Here is a 14,909-nt window from a genome sequence, read left to right on the forward strand (position 1 = left end):
CTCATCGGAACACGTCCACCGCGCCCGGCCGCGCGGGGCCGGGCGGCATGGTCCGGGCGGCGTCGAGTTCGTGGTGCCAGGCCACCGCGTGGAAGGCCTCGGAGTAGAGGCGGTCGCAGTTCCGCAGATGGTCGCGGAACGCGGTGTGCAGGCGGGCGCCGTAGTAGCGGCAGAGGACGGCGGGTGACGTACCGGTGTCGGCGGCGTCGATCACGGCCGCGCCGAGGACGGCGGTGCGCAGGGCCTGGGCGGTGCCGGTGCCGCTGAGGGGGTCGTAGCGGATGGCACCGGCGCCGACGAGCAGCCGTCCCGGGGAGGCCGGGGCCGGGTGGAGGCGGGGCGCGGCCGGGATGGCGACCGCCGTCGGCGGGGCGTGGTCCAGAGCCGACCCGAGGGTGGATTCGGCGAGCAGCCGGGCCAGCAGGTCGGCGGGGTGTTCGACCGGGCCGGGGACCATGGCCTGGAGCAGTGCTGTGCCGTCGCCGAGTGGGGTGAGGTGGAGCCAGGCCTGCTCGGTGCAGTCGAGGTGGGCGGTGCCCGGGTCGTGGCCGGGTGCGAGGAGCGCGACCCCGGTGAGCAGGTGGCGGCGCCCGGCTGTCCAAGGACCGGGGGCCGTCCCGGTGCCGGAGGCGGTGACCGTCCAGTCGGGCGGGCCGGTGGGCAGGTCGGTGGGCAGGTCGTCCGAGCAGATGTCGGGGTGGTCGGCGAGGAGCCGGGCGAGCATGCGGTCGGCCAGCTGTGCGCCGTCGACCACCCGGGCCGGTTGGGAGAGATGTCGCGGCGCCGCCGCCGGGCCCCAGCTGACCAGGCGGGCGCTCAGCGCGGGGGCCCCGTCCAGGAGTTCCGGTGCCTGTGGCCAGAGCAGCCCGATCAGTTCCAGGGTGGGGCCGCTGAGCAGGAGCGGCCGCGGCCCTTCGGCCGGCTGTGGTCCGACGGCCGAGTGGGGTCCGACGGGCGACTGCGGTCCGACGGCCGGCTGTGGCCGGATCCGGAGCCGGTGGCCGCGCTCGGCGAGCAGCCGGGCGCAGGTCAGTTCGGCCAGGCCGGTTCCGGCCACGACGACGGTGGCCGTCACGGGTGCCGGTCCTCCGGAGGAGCCGTGGGGGGCGCCGGAGCGGCGGCGGGGCCGCCCGGCCGGCCGCCGTCGTAGCCGAGAGCGGCCAGCAGCCCCTCGACGTCGTCCTGCTGGCGGAGCATCATGGCGCGCTCGGGGCCGCCGCCCAGCGAGCTGATCGTCTCCCGGGCCCGAGCGGCGGCCTCGGCGGCGGCTCGTACGGCCTGTCCGTCGCCCTGCACGGCCGGGCTGCCGATGCGCGCCGTCAGGGCCTCGCGACGCACGACCGGCTGCTCGGCATGTACGGGTGCGGCCGCCTGGGGCGCCGGCGGCGTGACGGGCGGGGTCGGAGGCGGGGTGACGGGCAGGGTGAACCGTGGTGCCACGCCCCGGGCGGCGAGGGCGTGGTTGACCTCGTGCAGGTTGAACATGGTCCGGCGAGCCTGTTCGATGAGAAGGCCGCCGGCCCGGTCGCCGAGGGCGAAGGTGGCTTGGAGCGCGGCCAGCAGCAGTGTGTAGTACTGGTCGGCGAGCACGAGCATCTGTTCGACCAGCGGGTCGCCGGTGCTCTGGCCGAGCGGGCGCAGGTACTGCTCGGGGGTGAGGGCGGCCAGGTGCTGCTTGACGGCGGTGAAGCGCCGGAAGTGGTCGGCGCCCTCGTCGATGATGAGCTTGATCAGGTGCGCGAGCCGGGTCGCTTCGGGGAACAGCTCGGGTTGCTCCACCACGCTCTGGTGGAGCTGGACGTACATGCCGTCGATGGTGCCGGGATCGGCACTGAGGTCCTGGCTGGGGCGCTCCACGTCGATGAACCAGTCGAGTTGCTCGGGGGTGAGCGGTTTCAGTTCGAACGGGCGGTCGAGCTGGCGGTGGATGGTGGCGGCCCGCCCGGTCGCGGGAGGGCGGCCGAGGGTGCCGAGGGCTTCGTTGACCCAGCGGAAGTGGCGCATCTCGTCCACGGCGACGTTGAACACCTCGTCGGCGGCGGCGAAGATCTGCCGGGTGGGCCTGTCCGCGCCGACCGGCAGTTTCATCGGGGCCTGCAGCGAGTAGTGGGCGTACAGGTACTCGACGCAGAGGGCGTGTTCGACGGTGGCCAGGTACTCCAGTTCGGTGATCACCTGGTCGCGGGTCAGGAGCTCCACGTCGGGGGCGTCGGGCAGGACGACGCTGTCGTCCTCACGGCCGTTGAGGACCACCGGAAGGACGTTCCAGTTCCCGATCAGGTCGGGGTAGTCCAGCTCCTGGCCACGGCGGCCGGCGAGCCTTGGTCCGTCGAGTCTCGGCGGCACGGTGGTGCGGTCGCTGCGCTGGAAGTTGAGGGGGAAGAACCGGCCGTCGGAGCTGGTGGTGATGTCCGGTTTCGAGGCGGCCCAGTAGAAGCAGCCGCAGTCCCGGAAGTCGTACTGCCAGGGCGCGCAGAGGCTGCGGGTGAGGTCGCCGGGGCGGTACACGTCTGGGTCGATCACGCCGTTCTCGTCGAGGTAGCGGGCCCGGTCGGTGACCAGCACGGCACCTTGGACCACGCCGTCCTCGCCTCGTTGGACGAAACTCTGCCCGCTCAGCCGCACGTCGTTGAGGTCGGGGTCGCCGTCGCCGCCGAGGGCGTCGGCTCCGGGCGAGAACCGGCCGGGGACGGGTCCGAGGAGTACGGCGATCCGGCCCGGCAGCAGATCGTGGACGCGGCGCCAGACCTCCAGGCCGTCCAGGTCGGTGCAGGTGAAGATGGGTGCCCGCTCCTCGGTCTGGTCGACGGTGGTGCGCCCGCAGACGGCCCAGAGGTGGAGCGGGAGGTCGGCGTCGGTGAGGCCCTGTTCGGCGGCTGGTCCCCCGGTGACGGCGATCACCTGGGAACCGGCCGGGCGGTGGAAGTCGACGGTGAGGCCGGGCAGGAAGGCCTTGTCCAGGTTGCGCTGGTCGAACTCCAGTCCCGGGAAGCAGTTGTCGACGCCACTCTCCGGCCGGGTGCCGGCCGGGTTGCCCCGCACCAGCTGGTCGGCCCGGGCGGTGAGGTTGCGCGGGAAGATCTTCCCGTCGGGTGTCGGCAGGTCGGAATCCGGCATCGGCGGCTCCTTGGTCGGATCGGGTGGTCGGATCGGGTGGTCGGATCGGCTGGTCGGGCGGAACGCTCAGCGAGCCACGGTGGTGGGGTCCGCGACGGCTCCGGCGGTGGCCGGATCGTCGAAGAACTCCGGTGCTGCCTTGAGGAGTTCGACGTAGGCACGGAGGCAGAACGCGAGCCAGCCGCGGATGTAGTCACAGCCGGGCCGGCCCCGGCGGGCGACCTCGTGGTAGCAGCCGCCGCCGCACAGGTAGCGGGCCCAGCAGCTCCGGCAGGGTGGCATCCGGTCCACGTGGCTCTGCGCCAGGTGGCGGCCGCGCGCGGCGTCGTCCGGTCCGGCTTCCACCGAGCCCATGGCGAAGGCCGGGTCGTCGACGAGCCGGTGGCAGGCGTAGAGGCCGCCCTCGGCGGAGGCGCTGAGGTAGCCGGCTCCGGCGCCGCAGGGATACGGGCGGTGGCTGCCGCGGTGCAGCTGGTGCATCGCGGTCTGGAAGTTGCCGAAGGGGAACGGCCGGCCGGCAGCCAGCGAGTGCAGCGCCGCCTCCCCGCACTCCACCATGCCGGCCAGGAACCGGTCGAAGTCGGCGGCCTTGACCTCGTAGGCGGGGTCCGGTGCACTGACCACCGCCGCGAAGCCGACCTCGTCGAAGCCGAGGCCGATGCCGTGTTCCAGCACGTCCAGCAGGCGCCCGGTGTGGGGGGTGACGCTGACCCGGGCCGCCAGGTGGCGCGGGCGCCCGTGCCGGCGCAGGGTCTCCAGGCCGGCGACCAGCCGGTCGTACGCGCCTTCGCCCGTTCGGGTGCGGGTGCGGCGCAGGGCGTCGTGGCCGGCGCGGTCGCCGTCCAGGCTGACCGACACGGTGAACGGGTGGTCGGCGAAGAGCCGGGCGTCCTGCGGCCGGACGGTCGTCAGGTTGGTCGTGAGCGCGAACCGGACCCGGTGCCCGGAGGCGGCGGCCGCCCGGTCGGCGTACCGGACGACGGAGTGCACCAGCTCACCGGCCAGCAGCGGTTCCCCGCCCATGAAGCCGACCACGACGTCGGCGCCGGGTGCGGCCTCGGCGAGCAGACGGTCGACGGCGGCGAAGGCGGTGGCGCGGGACATCGCCCGCGCGGAGCCGCCGAACCGGCCCTCGTCGGCGTAGCAGTGGCCGCAGCTGAGGTTGCACGCCTGCATCACGTTGAGCGAGAGGGCGGAGAGCTTCGGCACCTCGGCCGGTGTGCCGTCGATGCGCGGGGCCGGGGTGCCCTCGCCACCCCACAGCGGCAGGCCCAGCTCGGCGGCGAGGGCGGTGTCCTCGGCCCGCTCGTGCGGCACGGCCAGCCAGCTCTCCAGCCGGGCGGCCGTCGGCTCGGGCAGGTCGTAGATCCGGCTGCCGTCGGCGAGGAACAGGTGGGCGCCGTGCGCGCTGCGGAAGACCTGGGCCTCGGCTGCCAGCGCGGGTGGCTGCGCCGCTCGGGCCGTCCGGTCGTCCGGCTCCTCCTCGGGACGGCGGCCGATCTGCAGCAGCACGGTCATGTCCCCGCCTCGATGTCGGCCCGCAGCTCGCCTGCCCAGCCGACCAGCAGGTCGTACTGGCGCCGGGTCAGGTGCATCGGATAGCTGTCGGAGCCGCGCATCCCCACGGGCATCTTCCGGTCGTAGTAGCGCTCGGAGGTCAGGGGCTCCCGGATCACCCGGCTGATGAGTTCGGGCTGTTCGCGGATCAGGTCCTCCAGGACCTCCAGCGCGACGAACCGGCGGTGGCGCCGCCGGCCGCGCTCGCTGAGGGCGAGCAGCAGTCCGACCAGCGGTGGCGGGGTGGCGAACGCCCGGTCACGGGCGTCCTCGGGGGACAACGAACGGGCGGCGGCGATCGCGGCGTTCTCGCCTGCGGACCGTTCGTTCTGGACGTCCACGTTGACCGCTTCCATGGTCTCCAGGATCCGCTCGAACAGGTCGCGGATCTCCAGTGCGGTCTGCCGGACGTCGGCGAGGTAGGCCTGGTCGCGGACGTCGCCGCGCGCCACCCGGTCGGTGAGGCCGTCCGCGATGGAGACGAACGGGCGGCGGTCCGGCGCGAAGTCGGGCGGCCCGACCACGATCCGGGCGGTGGCCGCCGGGCCGCCGGGCATCGTGACGGTCACCAGGCCGTCGCAGACGTCGTCGACCAGCCCCACGCCCTCGTTCTCTTCGGCCCCGGCGAACAGGCTGGCCGGGGCGGTCCTCGGGTCGGCGCCGGAGAGCCGGAAGCGGTCGGCCCAGACGGCCTGGGGGGAGAGGATCAGCCGCTCGGGCGGCAGGGTGTACGTGGTGTCGCGCTGCGCCAGGTCGGTCGGCCCGTAGACGAGGCCGGCCGCCGGGGTGAACCGCAGCCGCAACTCGGGCAGCTGCGGGTTGGGCGCGGGCAGTTGGACGGAGCCCAGCGGCACGGTGGCCCCGGGCGGCACCAGCGGCCGGTCGGCACCCGCCGGGGCCCGGCCGTCCAGGGGGTGCCGCCGGTGGTCGTCGCCGGTCAGAACGGCCACGGCCTCGACCCGGTCGCCCGGGGAGCCGGTGTAGTGGTGCGGCTTCAGGTTGGCGACCTCCACCGACCACTGCACGTCGGCCAGGTCGATGTGTTGGTCCGCCAGCACCTGTGTGGTGATCGGTCCTGTGTGCCGTTCGCCGTCGAGCGTCCAGGTGCCGTGCAGCTCGAAGAACGGGCACACCGGGCGGAACCCGGCGGCGTCCTTGAACTGCACCCGCTCCGGCAGGCGCTCGGTCAGGGTGCCGTCCTCGGCGACGTCCAGGGTGGTGTCGGGCACCACGGTGGTCTTGCCGCTGCCGTGCGGGGTGAGGTCGCTGGGGCCCCAGCGGTAGTTGTCGCACGGCACCGCGGAGGGGCCCAGCCGGGCGAAGGCGAGCGGTGGGTGGAGCCAGAGCTGTTCGATCACGGGGTCTCCAGGTCCGAGCGGTCGGGTGGGAGATGCGGTGGGCACGGACCGGCGGCCGTCGACGGAGTGCCGGGGCGGGGGCACCCTGCCGACGACGGCCCGGTAGCCGGCGGTGAACGGGGGAGGACGTGGTGCGCCTCGGGGCGGCTCCCCGGAGTGCTGCCCACCTCGGCTTGCGGCCGGGCCGAGCCGAGCCAGGTGAGGCCAGGCCAGGCCAGGGCGAAACGGTGCCTCACGCTAACCCGGCACCGCGCTCGGCGCCGGGACGCCTGGCCTGAGAACGGGGGGCGTGTCCCGCAACGGACAGCGCGCGCCCGGTCCACCGGCACGCTGGTCGTGCGCCGGCGCACAACGCGGTCGCGGCACGGACGCCCATCCCGGCTCCGGCGGGCACGGCCACGTCCACCCCGGTCTCCCCAGCCACCGCGCGTGGAAGCGGTGGTCCGATGGATACGGATGGATACGGCGCAAGCAGTCGGATGATCATGCCCGCGTGCGGGCAGCATGGGAGGTGCCGGCTGAGACGTTGTCATCCGGCCGGGCGAACGCCCGGCCCCTCGCCGGCGCGCATCATCCGCACACCGACAGGGGGGGGTCAGGTGGAGGAGCAGTACCGTGCGGCCGCCGAGGGCGGCGATCCGAAGGCGATGATCCGGCTGGGCTGGCTGCTGGAGGAGCGAGGGGATTCCGTCCAGGCCGAGGGGTGGTACCGGCGGGCCGCGGCCGGCGGTCACCCCGACGGGATGGCGCGGCTGGGACAGCTGTTGCGGGACCGGGGAGAGCCGGAGGCGGCCGAGGACTGGATGCGCAAGGCCGCGGAAGCGGGGCACGTGAACGCGATGGGAGGCATGGGTTACCTCCTTGAGCAGCGCGGCGACCTTGCGGGCGCCCACGCGTGGTACCACCGCGCGGCGGAGAGCGGCGACGCCTACGCGATGTGGAAGACCGGGTGCCTGCTGGTGCAGGAGAGCCGCCTGGACGCGGCGCAGCAGTGGCTGCGCAAGGCGGCCGACGCCACCGGCAATTCCGTGGTGCAGGGAAACGCGCTGAGGGATCTCGCGCGCCTGGCGGTGCAGCGCGGTGACCCGGCCGAGGCGGAGCAGCTGGTGCGCAACGCCGCCACGATCGTGTCGCAGGCGGGCGACGCGCCCGAGGACGAGTCGGTCGAGCTCGTGGCCGAGCTGCTGACCCTGCTGGCGTCCCTGCTGATGGAGCGCGGCGAACCGGCCGAAGCGGAGGGGCTGCTGCGCTGGGCCGTCGGTGTCGGGCACCTCCCGGCGGTCTTCAGTCTGGCCGGCCTGCTGGAGCAGCAGGGCGACATGGCCGAGGCCGAGCAGTGGCACCGCCAGGCGGCGGAGGCCGGACACGTCCGTTCGATGATGATGCTGGCCACTCTGCTGGAGGAGCGCGGGGACGTGGCCGGGGCCGAGCCGTGGTACCGGTCGGCGGCCGAGGCGGGGGTGCCGCCGGCGATGGATCTGTTGGGGAGGGTGCTGGAGCAGCGGCAGGACTTCGCCGAGGCGGAGCGCTGGTACCGGGAGGCCGTGAGCGCCGGGATCAACCACGCGATGCTGCGGCTGGCCTCCGTGCTGGAACGGCGCGGCGCGGCGGCCGAGTCGGAGCAGTGGTACCGGAGGGCGGCGGACGCCGGGGACGCCCTCGCCATGTTCAGGGCGGGTGCGCTGGCGGAGAAGCGCGGGGACGCGGACGAGGCGCAGCGGTGGTACCTGCGGTCCGCCGAGGCGGGCAGCGAGTTCGGCATGTTCCAGGTGGGGCGGCTGCGGTGGCAGCGCCGGGACCTGGAGGGGGCGGAACTGTGGCTGCGCAGGAGCGCCGCCACCGGCAACGCGTCGGCGATGGCGATGCTCGGGCTGCTGCTGGCAGAGCTCGGCGAGACGGCCCAGGCGGAGCAGTGGTGCCGGCGGGCGGTCGATGCCGGATACGCCAACGCGCTGATCGATCTGAAGGCCGTGACGGAAGCACGGCGTTGGGGATGAGAGCCGAGAAGGGGACTGCGATGCAGGCACGAATCCGGTTGACCGGTGACCGCGCTCCGACGGAGCTGGTCGAGCTGGCGGACTGGCTGTCGCGCGAGGACGAACTCCGCGGGCAGGCCGCGATCGAGAAGCCCGGGACGCTCCCCGAGCAGATGGGCGGGCTCGCCGACATCCTGATCGTGGCCCTCGGCGCCCAGGGAGCCGGCACGGTGCTGGCCGCCTCGGTCGCGGTGTGGATCAGGCACCGCCGTCCGTCCGCGGATATCGAGGTGACCGGCCCCGACGGGCGGAGCGTCAGGATCTCCGTCCGGGACGCTCCGGAGCTGGACGTGGAAGCCGTGCTGCGGCATGCGCTGGAGCAGTGACCGGGCCGGCCGGACGCGACCGGCGGGCCGGACGCGGCGGGCGGACCAGATGCGACGGGCCGGCCGAACCCGCCTGACCCACTGCGCTCACCCGGCCCGCCGCGCTCGCCTCGCCCGCTGCGCTCCGGAGCCGTGCCGCGCGGGCGCGGACGCCGTCCCGCGGCACGCCCTGGAGGGGTGAATGCGCCTGCCGGACCCGCTGCGTTCCAGAGCCGTGCTGCTGGGCTCCAGTACCTATACCGACCCCGACCTGCCCGACCTGCCCGCCGTGCGCAACAACATCGCCGACCTCGCCCGGGTGCTCGGCAGCCCGTGGGGCACGGCCCTCCCGTCCGAGCACTGTGTGGCGGAGCCCGACCGGGCCGAGCTCGCCGTGATCGGCGCCCGGTTGGTGACCGCGGCCGCGCAGGCGGAGGACCTCCTGCTGGTCTACTACGCCGGCCACGGCCTGGTCGGCCCGGACGGGGAGCTGTACCTGTCGCTGCCCGGGACCTCCAGCGACCCCCCGCTGATCGCCTGGACGGGGCTGCCGTTCGGTCTGCTGCGCCGCACACTGGCCACCGCCCGTGCGGCCAACCGGGTCCTGATCCTGGACTGCTGCTTCTCCGGGATGGCCATCGACACGATGGCCTCCGCCACCTCGGTGGTGGCCGGCCAGCTGGAGGCGGCCGGGACCTGCACCCTGGCCTCCTCACCGGCGAACCGGCCCTCCATCGCGCCCTCCGACGCGCGGTACACGGCCTACACCGGTGAACTGCTGAGCCTCCTGCGGCACGGGTCGGCGGAGGCGGCGGAGTTCCTCACCCTGCTGGCCATCCACGAACACCTCGCCAAGGTGCTGCCCAGCCAGGGGCACCCGCGCCCCGAGCAGCGCAACACCCGCACGGCCGGCAAGCTCGCCCTGGTCCGGAACCGGCTGTACACCGACTCCCCCGACCCGGAGGCGCTGGTCAAGGAGGGGGAGCGGCTGGAGCGGACCGGCGAGACCGCCGACGCGGAGCACCGGTACCGGAGGGCCGCCGAGGCCGGGCTGCCCGACGCGATGCTTCGGCTGTCGCGCCTGCTCGAACGGCGCGGAGCCCTGTCCCAAGCGGGAATCTGGCGCCGGAGGGCCGCCGATTCCGGCGATCCGACCGCCATGAACGACGTCGGAGTCCGCTCCTGGCACACCGGGGATCTCGTGCAGGCCGAGCAGTGGTTCAGGAAGGCCGCCGATGCCGGACTGGCCGAGGCGAAGGAGAACCTCAGGACGCTACTGCGGCAAAAGGGCCGGGCCTGAGCACCAGAGGTCCCCGACCCCCTCGACCACGTCACCGCCCGGGACCGGCACCACGCCATCGTCCGCTCCCCGCTCGTCCAGGCGTACCGCCTGCGTCACCGGCACAGCAGTTGAGCGGCCGTCAATTGACCGGGCGTGACATCAGGGTCTACTTTGAACGCGTTCAATTTCGCGGAGGGGGAGCCTGTGCAAGCGTTCCAGCACATCGGGCCGGGAGCTGTCGCGCAACGACGCCGGATGGCCGGGATGGCCTCGGAAGGGCCCTTCGTGGCAGCCCGCGCCGCCGGTGCACGGCACGGCCGGACGCCGCTCGGGCGACCGGCCGGGCACGGCCTGTGCTGCGCGGTCGGCCAGTCCTTCACCGTTTCGATGCTCATCGCACTGCCCGCCGCCTACCTGGCGGTGTTCGAACTCGCCGAGGACTACCCCGGCGGAGACCTCGGGCTCCTGCTTCTGCTCATCGCGCCGCTGCTGCTGCTCCCCTTCGCCCTCGGTGCCCGCACCTGGGCGGCCCACGGGCGGACGGCCCTGCGCTGGGCCGGAAAGGCCGCAGCCCACTACGTCGCCTACTATCTGACGCCGATCGTCCTGCTGGCCTCCCTGCCGGCCCCCGTCCTCGCGAGCCCCGCCGACGACGCGGGCTTCCCCGACTCCCCGCCGGGGCTGTACCTCCAGGCCGCCGGCATCATTGCCCTGTTCATCGGCGCCCCGGTCCTTGCCGCCCTGCTCATGGTGGCCCCGTGGGCGTCACGCGGCCGGAACGCCCGCCTCCCCCTCGCACTGCTCGCGAACCTCGCGCCGGCCTTCCTCCTCCTTCTCGGAGGCCTCCCCGTCGTGCTCGTCATCGGCGCCCACATCGTCTTCGCCTGCCGCATCATGCCCGCCGCCGTGACCCCGCAGCCTTCCGGACCCGACCCTTGCAGGCAGCACCGCCCCGCCCACCACGACCCTCTCTGACCGGTCCCCGGAGTCGGTGCCGACAAGTCGTCCCGCGGGTTCGCACGGGGCCTCGCTCAGGGCCGGCACACCCCGTCCCATGTCGGCACACCACGGCCGGCGCAGGTCGGTCCGGATCGCGGCCGTGCACGTGCTCAAGGGTCGGGCTCAGGGATCCGGCGCTGCGGATTGCCGGCGGGGCGGAAGCCCTCCCTGCTGAGTTGGTGGCTGCGACGGGGTCTGGCCATGCGCAGCAGGACCAGCGGACGCCGGGCCGCCTTCGACAACGGGCCAGGCGAGCCCGCTACGGTCCTCCAGGCACCGGATCGCCTGGCGGGTGATCCAGGCGATCGCCTCTCGCGCGGTCTTCTCGTACCCGGGCGCGCCGGTGGCCTCGTAGAGGTCGAGCAGGGCGTCGGCGATGCCCGCCGCACCGTGGGCGTAGCCGAGGAAGCTCTTGCCGCTGAGATCTCCGTATCCCGGCGGGATCCGCCAGTGCGCCGTGCCGCGCTCGCCCTCCCGCTGCCGCAGGAGCGTGTCGCCGCATCTCACCGCTCGGTCGAGGCTCTGTCCGTCGCCTGTCTGGTCCCGGAGGATCAGGTTCGCGAGCAGCCGGCCGGCGAGGCCGTGGAACAGGTCGGGAGAGTCGTCGGGACGTGCCTGCGGCTGCCTGGCGGCCCGGTCGACGGAAGCTTGGAGGAGTTAGCACCTGTCCCGCCCGCAGGATGGCTGCGGCCACGCCCATGTCCCCCACGTAGAGCCCGGGTGGCCGGTCCCCGGGGATCGGTGGCATGGCGTGGAGCGTCCGTGCGGCGGCGCGCAGGACGTCTACGGGTCCCGCATCACGCCGCGGCCCTGTGCCGCTGAACCACGTCTCCCCCGGGAGGACCACCCGCTGCGGGGGCGTATATGGGGGTCCGTGGACCGGAAGATACGTGCTCAGCACCCATGAACCGCAGGTCCCGCGACGGCAGGATCGGCGGTGCGGTCGGACGCCGACCAGCTCCGGCAGTCTCCAGAGAACGAGGGAAGAACGATGGCAGACGGGTACACGGCGGGTCGGGACTCGGCAGATCCGTACGCCACGTTCTTCCCCGACCTGATCGAGGCGGTGCTCCGCAGGCAGGGCGCGCAGGGCTGGTCCGTCATACCGGAGGACTTCTGGTGCCGCGTCTCCCCGGGCGACGCCGGCGCAGGCCGGAGGCAGGGCTGGAAGCTGCACGTGTCGGCCACCCCGCTCTCCGCCCCGATGGTGCTGACCCGTGCCACCGAGGTGCTCGTCGCCGCCCGGGCCCCGTTCAAGTGCGCCGGTACACCCGGTCATCTGACGGATCTCGTCTCCGCCCGCTACGACCGCGGAAGCGGCGGAAAGTTCATCACCGTCTACCCGAACGACGACGACCAGTTCCGGCTGCTGGCCGAGGAGTTGCACCTGGCCACCGCGCAGTTGCCGGGGCCGGGCATCCTCTCCGACCGTCAGTACCGGCCGGGCAGCCTGGTGTACTACCGCTACGGCGCCTTCCGAGGCTTCCCCCGGCTCACCAACGACGGCTCACCCGAGCCGATGCTGCAGGCACCCGACGGGAGCTTCGTCCGGGACCGCCGGCTGGCCGGTTTCAGCCCGCCCGCCTGGGCCGTCTCCCCGCTGCCGCCGCCCGAAGAGCCCCCGCCCGCCCCCGGGACGAGCGTCCTGCTGAACGACCGCTACGTCGTGCACAAGGCCATCCGGCACTCCTACCGGGGCGGAGTCTTCCTCGGCACCGACCAGCGGACCGGACAGGAGGTCGTCATCAAGGAGGCCCGCCGGCACGTCGGGGCCACCCTCAGAGGCACCGACGCGGGCGACCGGCTCGGCCACGAGGCGGAGATGCACACGCTGCTCGCGCCGCTCGGCCTCTGTCCGCAAGTGCTGGATGTCTTCGGCCAGGGCGGAAACCGGTACCTCGCCGAGGAACGCGTCGCCGGGCAGACGCTGCGCTCCTGGGTGTCCGAGAGGCTCCGCCCCGACCGGGCGTCGATGCTGGGGCTGGCCTGGAAGCTGATGACCGTCGTCGAGGCCGTCCACGGACTCGGCCTGGTCCTACAGGACTTCAGCCCCAACAACCTGATGGTCACTCCGGACGGCGAGCTCCGCCTGATCGACCTGGAGGCCCTCGCCCGCCCCGGAGACCTCGTCCCGCGCATCCACACTCCGGGCTTCTGCGCCCCCGAGGTGCTCGACGGCGCCCCGAGCGGCTCGGCCCCCACCCCGGAGTCCGACCTCTACGGCCTCGGCGCCGTGCTGTTCCATCTGCTCACCGGCGCCGAGCCCGGACTCGCCCCGGACGGCGGGGCGACGCGCGGCCAGCACGAACGCCTCGCCGCCCTGCTGGCCGCCGCCCTCGCCGACCGCCCGGAGCTCACCGCCTTCCAGCCGCTGGTGCTGGGCCTCATGGCGCAGGACCCCAACGACCGGTGGAGCCTGGACACGGTCCGCGAGACGCTCGCCGGGCTGCTCGCCACCACACCCGTGGACGGACCCCCCGTCATCGGGAGCGTCCCGGACGGCGGGAATGTCCTGGACGGCGGGACCGCGGGGCAGCTGCTCTCCGACGGGCTGACCCACCTGATGGACACCATGACCCCGCTGGACCCGGTACGGCTCTGGCCCGCCGACCCCTCCGCCGAGCGGACCGATCCGCTGAACGTGCAGCACGGCGCGGCCGGCGTCCTGTCCGTCCTCACCGCGGCCGCCGCACACCGGACGGACCCACGGCTGCGGGCGACGGTCGCCGAGGCCGCGCAGTGGATCGCCGCCCGGGCCCAGACCGGCGGACAGCAGCTGCCCGGGCTGCACTTCGGGCGCTCCGGCACCGCCTGGGCGCTGCTGGACGCCGCCCGACTGCTCGACGACGACGGCCTCGCCGAGCACGCGGCCCGGCTGGCCCGTGAGGTGCCGGTGCGCTGGCCCAACCCCGACGTGTGCCACGGCGTGGCCGGCGCCGGCCTCACCCAGCTCCACTTCTGGCAGGCCACCGGCGACAAGGAGTTCCGCGAACGCGCGGTCGCCGCCGCCGAGCACCTGCTGACCACCGCCGCGAAGGGCCGCTCCGGTGTCGTGTGGCCCGTCCCGGCCGACTTCGACTCCGAACTCGCCGGAATCACCCATCTCGGCTTCGCCCACGGCGTCGCCGGCGTCGGCACCTTCCTGCTGCTCGCCGGGCTCGCCGCGGAGCGGGAGGACTTCGTCCACGCCGCCCGGGCGGCTGCCGAGACCCTCCTCACCACCGCACGCGTGCGGGACGGCGGTGCGGGCTGGCCCGTCGAGGACCGGGGCGCCGACACCCCCGTCCACGCGCCCCACTGGTGCAGCGGCGCCTCCGGCATCGGCACCTTCCTGATCCGCCTCTGGCAGGCCACCGGGGATCCCCGCTACCGCGAGACCGCCGAACAGGCCGCGACCGAGGTGTACCGCTGGCGGTGGCGGAGCTCGTCGGCCGCCTGCCACGGACTCGCCGGCAACGCCGAGTACCTGCTCGACCTCGCCGAGGCCCTCGACGACCCCCACCACCGGCGCCGCGCCGAGGAACTCCTCGCCTGCGCCCACGCGCGGCACGTCGTCCACGACGGGCTGCTCCTGATCCCCGACGACACCCTGACCAGGGTCGGCGTCGGCTACAACACCGGACTCGCCGGGCCACTCGGCCTGCTGGTACGGCTCCACCACGGCGGGCCACGCCTGTGGCTGCCCGCCCCGACCCGGCCGGAAGGAGGTGACCACCCATGACCAAGGACGTCAACGCCCTGCAGCTGCTGGACAGCGAGGAGCAGACCACCACGGACTACCTCTGCTTCCCGTTCAGCATCTTCACGTGCGGCAACTGGAGCTACGGCGACATCTAGCAGACCCGACCCGAAGAAAGCGAGTGAGAACGATGACCAACGACGTCAACGCCCTGCAGCTGCTGGACAGCGAAGAGCAGACCACCACGGACTACCTCTGCTTCCCGTTCAGCATCTTCACGTGCGGCCACTGGAGTGTCGACGACATGTGAGCCCGACAGGGGCAGAAGTGAGCACGACGACATCCGATGTGACTGCCCTGCAGCCGCCGGAGACCGAGGACTGCGGCCTGGCCGACTCCCCTGTCCTCACCCTCCGGGAGTGCCTGTTCCGGACTCACACGGACGCGTGACCACGGAGCGCCCCACGACGGCGGGGGGGGGGGGGGGGGGGGTCGGGCCCCAGCCAGGTTGGACGTTTTGTTTGGGGGGAGGGGAGGGGGGGGGGGGGGCGGGGGGGGAGGAAGGGGGGGGGGGGA

11 protein-coding genes and 1 pseudogene are annotated in these 14,909 nt (G+C 73.8%); 7 read left to right on the top strand and 5 right to left on the bottom strand.

Features of this window, described 5'->3' with window-relative positions:
* Position 1 precedes the first annotated feature (1 nt).
* From ACZ6NC_RS33310 to ACZ6NC_RS33325, 4 genes are all read right to left on the bottom strand, one after another.
* Positions 2-1,075: a hypothetical protein gene (locus ACZ6NC_RS33310; protein WP_465737593.1), complete on the bottom strand. Its 1,074-nt coding sequence runs from the start codon at positions 1,073-1,075 to the stop codon at positions 2-4.
* Positions 1,072-3,117 (bottom strand): ferritin-like domain-containing protein, encoded by a 2,046-nt coding sequence (locus tag ACZ6NC_RS33315; RefSeq protein WP_465737594.1) that lies wholly within the window; start codon positions 3,115-3,117, stop codon positions 1,072-1,074. Before ACZ6NC_RS33315 ends, ACZ6NC_RS33310 begins: the two co-directional genes overlap by 4 nt.
* Positions 3,118-3,183: 66 nt before the next feature.
* Positions 3,184-4,635, bottom strand: a complete 1,452-nt coding sequence (locus tag ACZ6NC_RS33320; protein WP_465737595.1) for a radical SAM protein — start codon at positions 4,633-4,635, stop codon at positions 3,184-3,186.
* Positions 4,632-6,032: a hypothetical protein gene (locus ACZ6NC_RS33325; protein WP_465737596.1), complete on the bottom strand. Its 1,401-nt coding sequence runs from the start codon at positions 6,030-6,032 to the stop codon at positions 4,632-4,634. The genes ACZ6NC_RS33320 and ACZ6NC_RS33325 overlap by 4 nt, the downstream gene beginning before the upstream one ends.
* A gap of 599 nt (positions 6,033-6,631) precedes the next feature.
* On the opposite strand from ACZ6NC_RS33325, the gene ACZ6NC_RS33330 reads away from it, so the two are divergent.
* The 4 genes from ACZ6NC_RS33330 to ACZ6NC_RS33345 all read left to right on the top strand — a co-directional run bounded on the left by ACZ6NC_RS33330 (position 6,632) and on the right by ACZ6NC_RS33345 (position 10,630).
* Positions 6,632-8,029 (top strand): tetratricopeptide repeat protein, encoded by a 1,398-nt coding sequence (locus tag ACZ6NC_RS33330; protein WP_465737597.1) that lies wholly within the window; start codon positions 6,632-6,634, stop codon positions 8,027-8,029.
* A 20-nt stretch (positions 8,030-8,049) separates the two neighbouring features.
* A complete protein-coding gene (locus tag ACZ6NC_RS33335; RefSeq protein ID WP_465737598.1) occupies positions 8,050-8,394 on the top strand; it encodes an effector-associated constant component EACC1 in 345 nt (114 codons plus the stop codon).
* A 181-nt stretch (positions 8,395-8,575) separates the two neighbouring features.
* Entirely contained in the window at positions 8,576-9,673 is a 1,098-nt protein-coding gene (locus ACZ6NC_RS33340) for a caspase, EACC1-associated type (RefSeq protein ID WP_465737599.1), read from the top strand.
* Positions 9,674-9,940: 267 nt separating this feature from the next.
* The gene (locus ACZ6NC_RS33345; protein WP_465737600.1) at positions 9,941-10,630 is read left to right on the top strand and encodes a hypothetical protein; all 690 of its coding nucleotides are present in this window, start codon (positions 9,941-9,943) and stop codon (positions 10,628-10,630) included.
* Between the two features lie 147 nt (positions 10,631-10,777).
* Here the strand turns inward: ACZ6NC_RS33345 and ACZ6NC_RS33350 are convergent.
* Positions 10,778-11,263 (bottom strand): annotated as a pseudogene (locus ACZ6NC_RS33350) (lanthionine synthetase LanC family protein); the annotation flags it as partial.
* A 382-nt stretch (positions 11,264-11,645) separates the two neighbouring features.
* Here ACZ6NC_RS33350 and lanL point away from each other — a divergent pair.
* Genes lanL through ACZ6NC_RS33365 form a run of 3 tightly spaced genes read left to right on the top strand, consistent with a single transcriptional unit; the run spans position 11,646 to position 14,643 of the window.
* The gene (gene lanL / locus ACZ6NC_RS33355) at positions 11,646-14,375 is read left to right on the top strand and encodes a class IV lanthionine synthetase LanL (RefSeq protein WP_465737601.1); all 2,730 of its coding nucleotides are present in this window, start codon (positions 11,646-11,648) and stop codon (positions 14,373-14,375) included.
* Entirely contained in the window at positions 14,372-14,491 is a 120-nt protein-coding gene (locus ACZ6NC_RS33360) for an ALQxL family class IV lanthipeptide (RefSeq protein WP_465737602.1), read from the top strand. Before lanL ends, ACZ6NC_RS33360 begins: the two co-directional genes overlap by 4 nt.
* A gap of 32 nt (positions 14,492-14,523) precedes the next feature.
* Positions 14,524-14,643, top strand: a complete 120-nt coding sequence (locus ACZ6NC_RS33365) for an ALQxL family class IV lanthipeptide (RefSeq protein WP_465737603.1) — start codon at positions 14,524-14,526, stop codon at positions 14,641-14,643.
* Positions 14,644-14,909 lie beyond the last annotated feature (266 nt).

This window comes from Kitasatospora sp. NPDC041988, from assembly GCF_055588525.1.

Excerpts from the sequence above, each read along its gene's own strand:
- ACZ6NC_RS33315 (WP_465737594.1), bottom strand. The coding sequence starts at position 3,117 with ATGCCGGATTCCGACCTGCCGACACCCGACGGGAAGATCTTCCCGCGC.
- ACZ6NC_RS33320 (WP_465737595.1), bottom strand. The coding sequence starts at position 4,635 with ATGACCGTGCTGCTGCAGATCGGCCGCCGTCCCGAGGAGGAGCCGGAC.
- ACZ6NC_RS33335 (WP_465737598.1), top strand. The coding sequence starts at position 8,050 with ATGCAGGCACGAATCCGGTTGACCGGTGACCGCGCTCCGACGGAGCTG.
- ACZ6NC_RS33340 (WP_465737599.1), top strand. The coding sequence starts at position 8,576 with ATGCGCCTGCCGGACCCGCTGCGTTCCAGAGCCGTGCTGCTGGGCTCC.
- lanL (WP_465737601.1), top strand. The coding sequence starts at position 11,646 with ATGGCAGACGGGTACACGGCGGGTCGGGACTCGGCAGATCCGTACGCC.
- ACZ6NC_RS33360 (WP_465737602.1), top strand. The coding sequence starts at position 14,372 with ATGACCAAGGACGTCAACGCCCTGCAGCTGCTGGACAGCGAGGAGCAG.
- ACZ6NC_RS33365 (WP_465737603.1), top strand. The coding sequence starts at position 14,524 with ATGACCAACGACGTCAACGCCCTGCAGCTGCTGGACAGCGAAGAGCAG.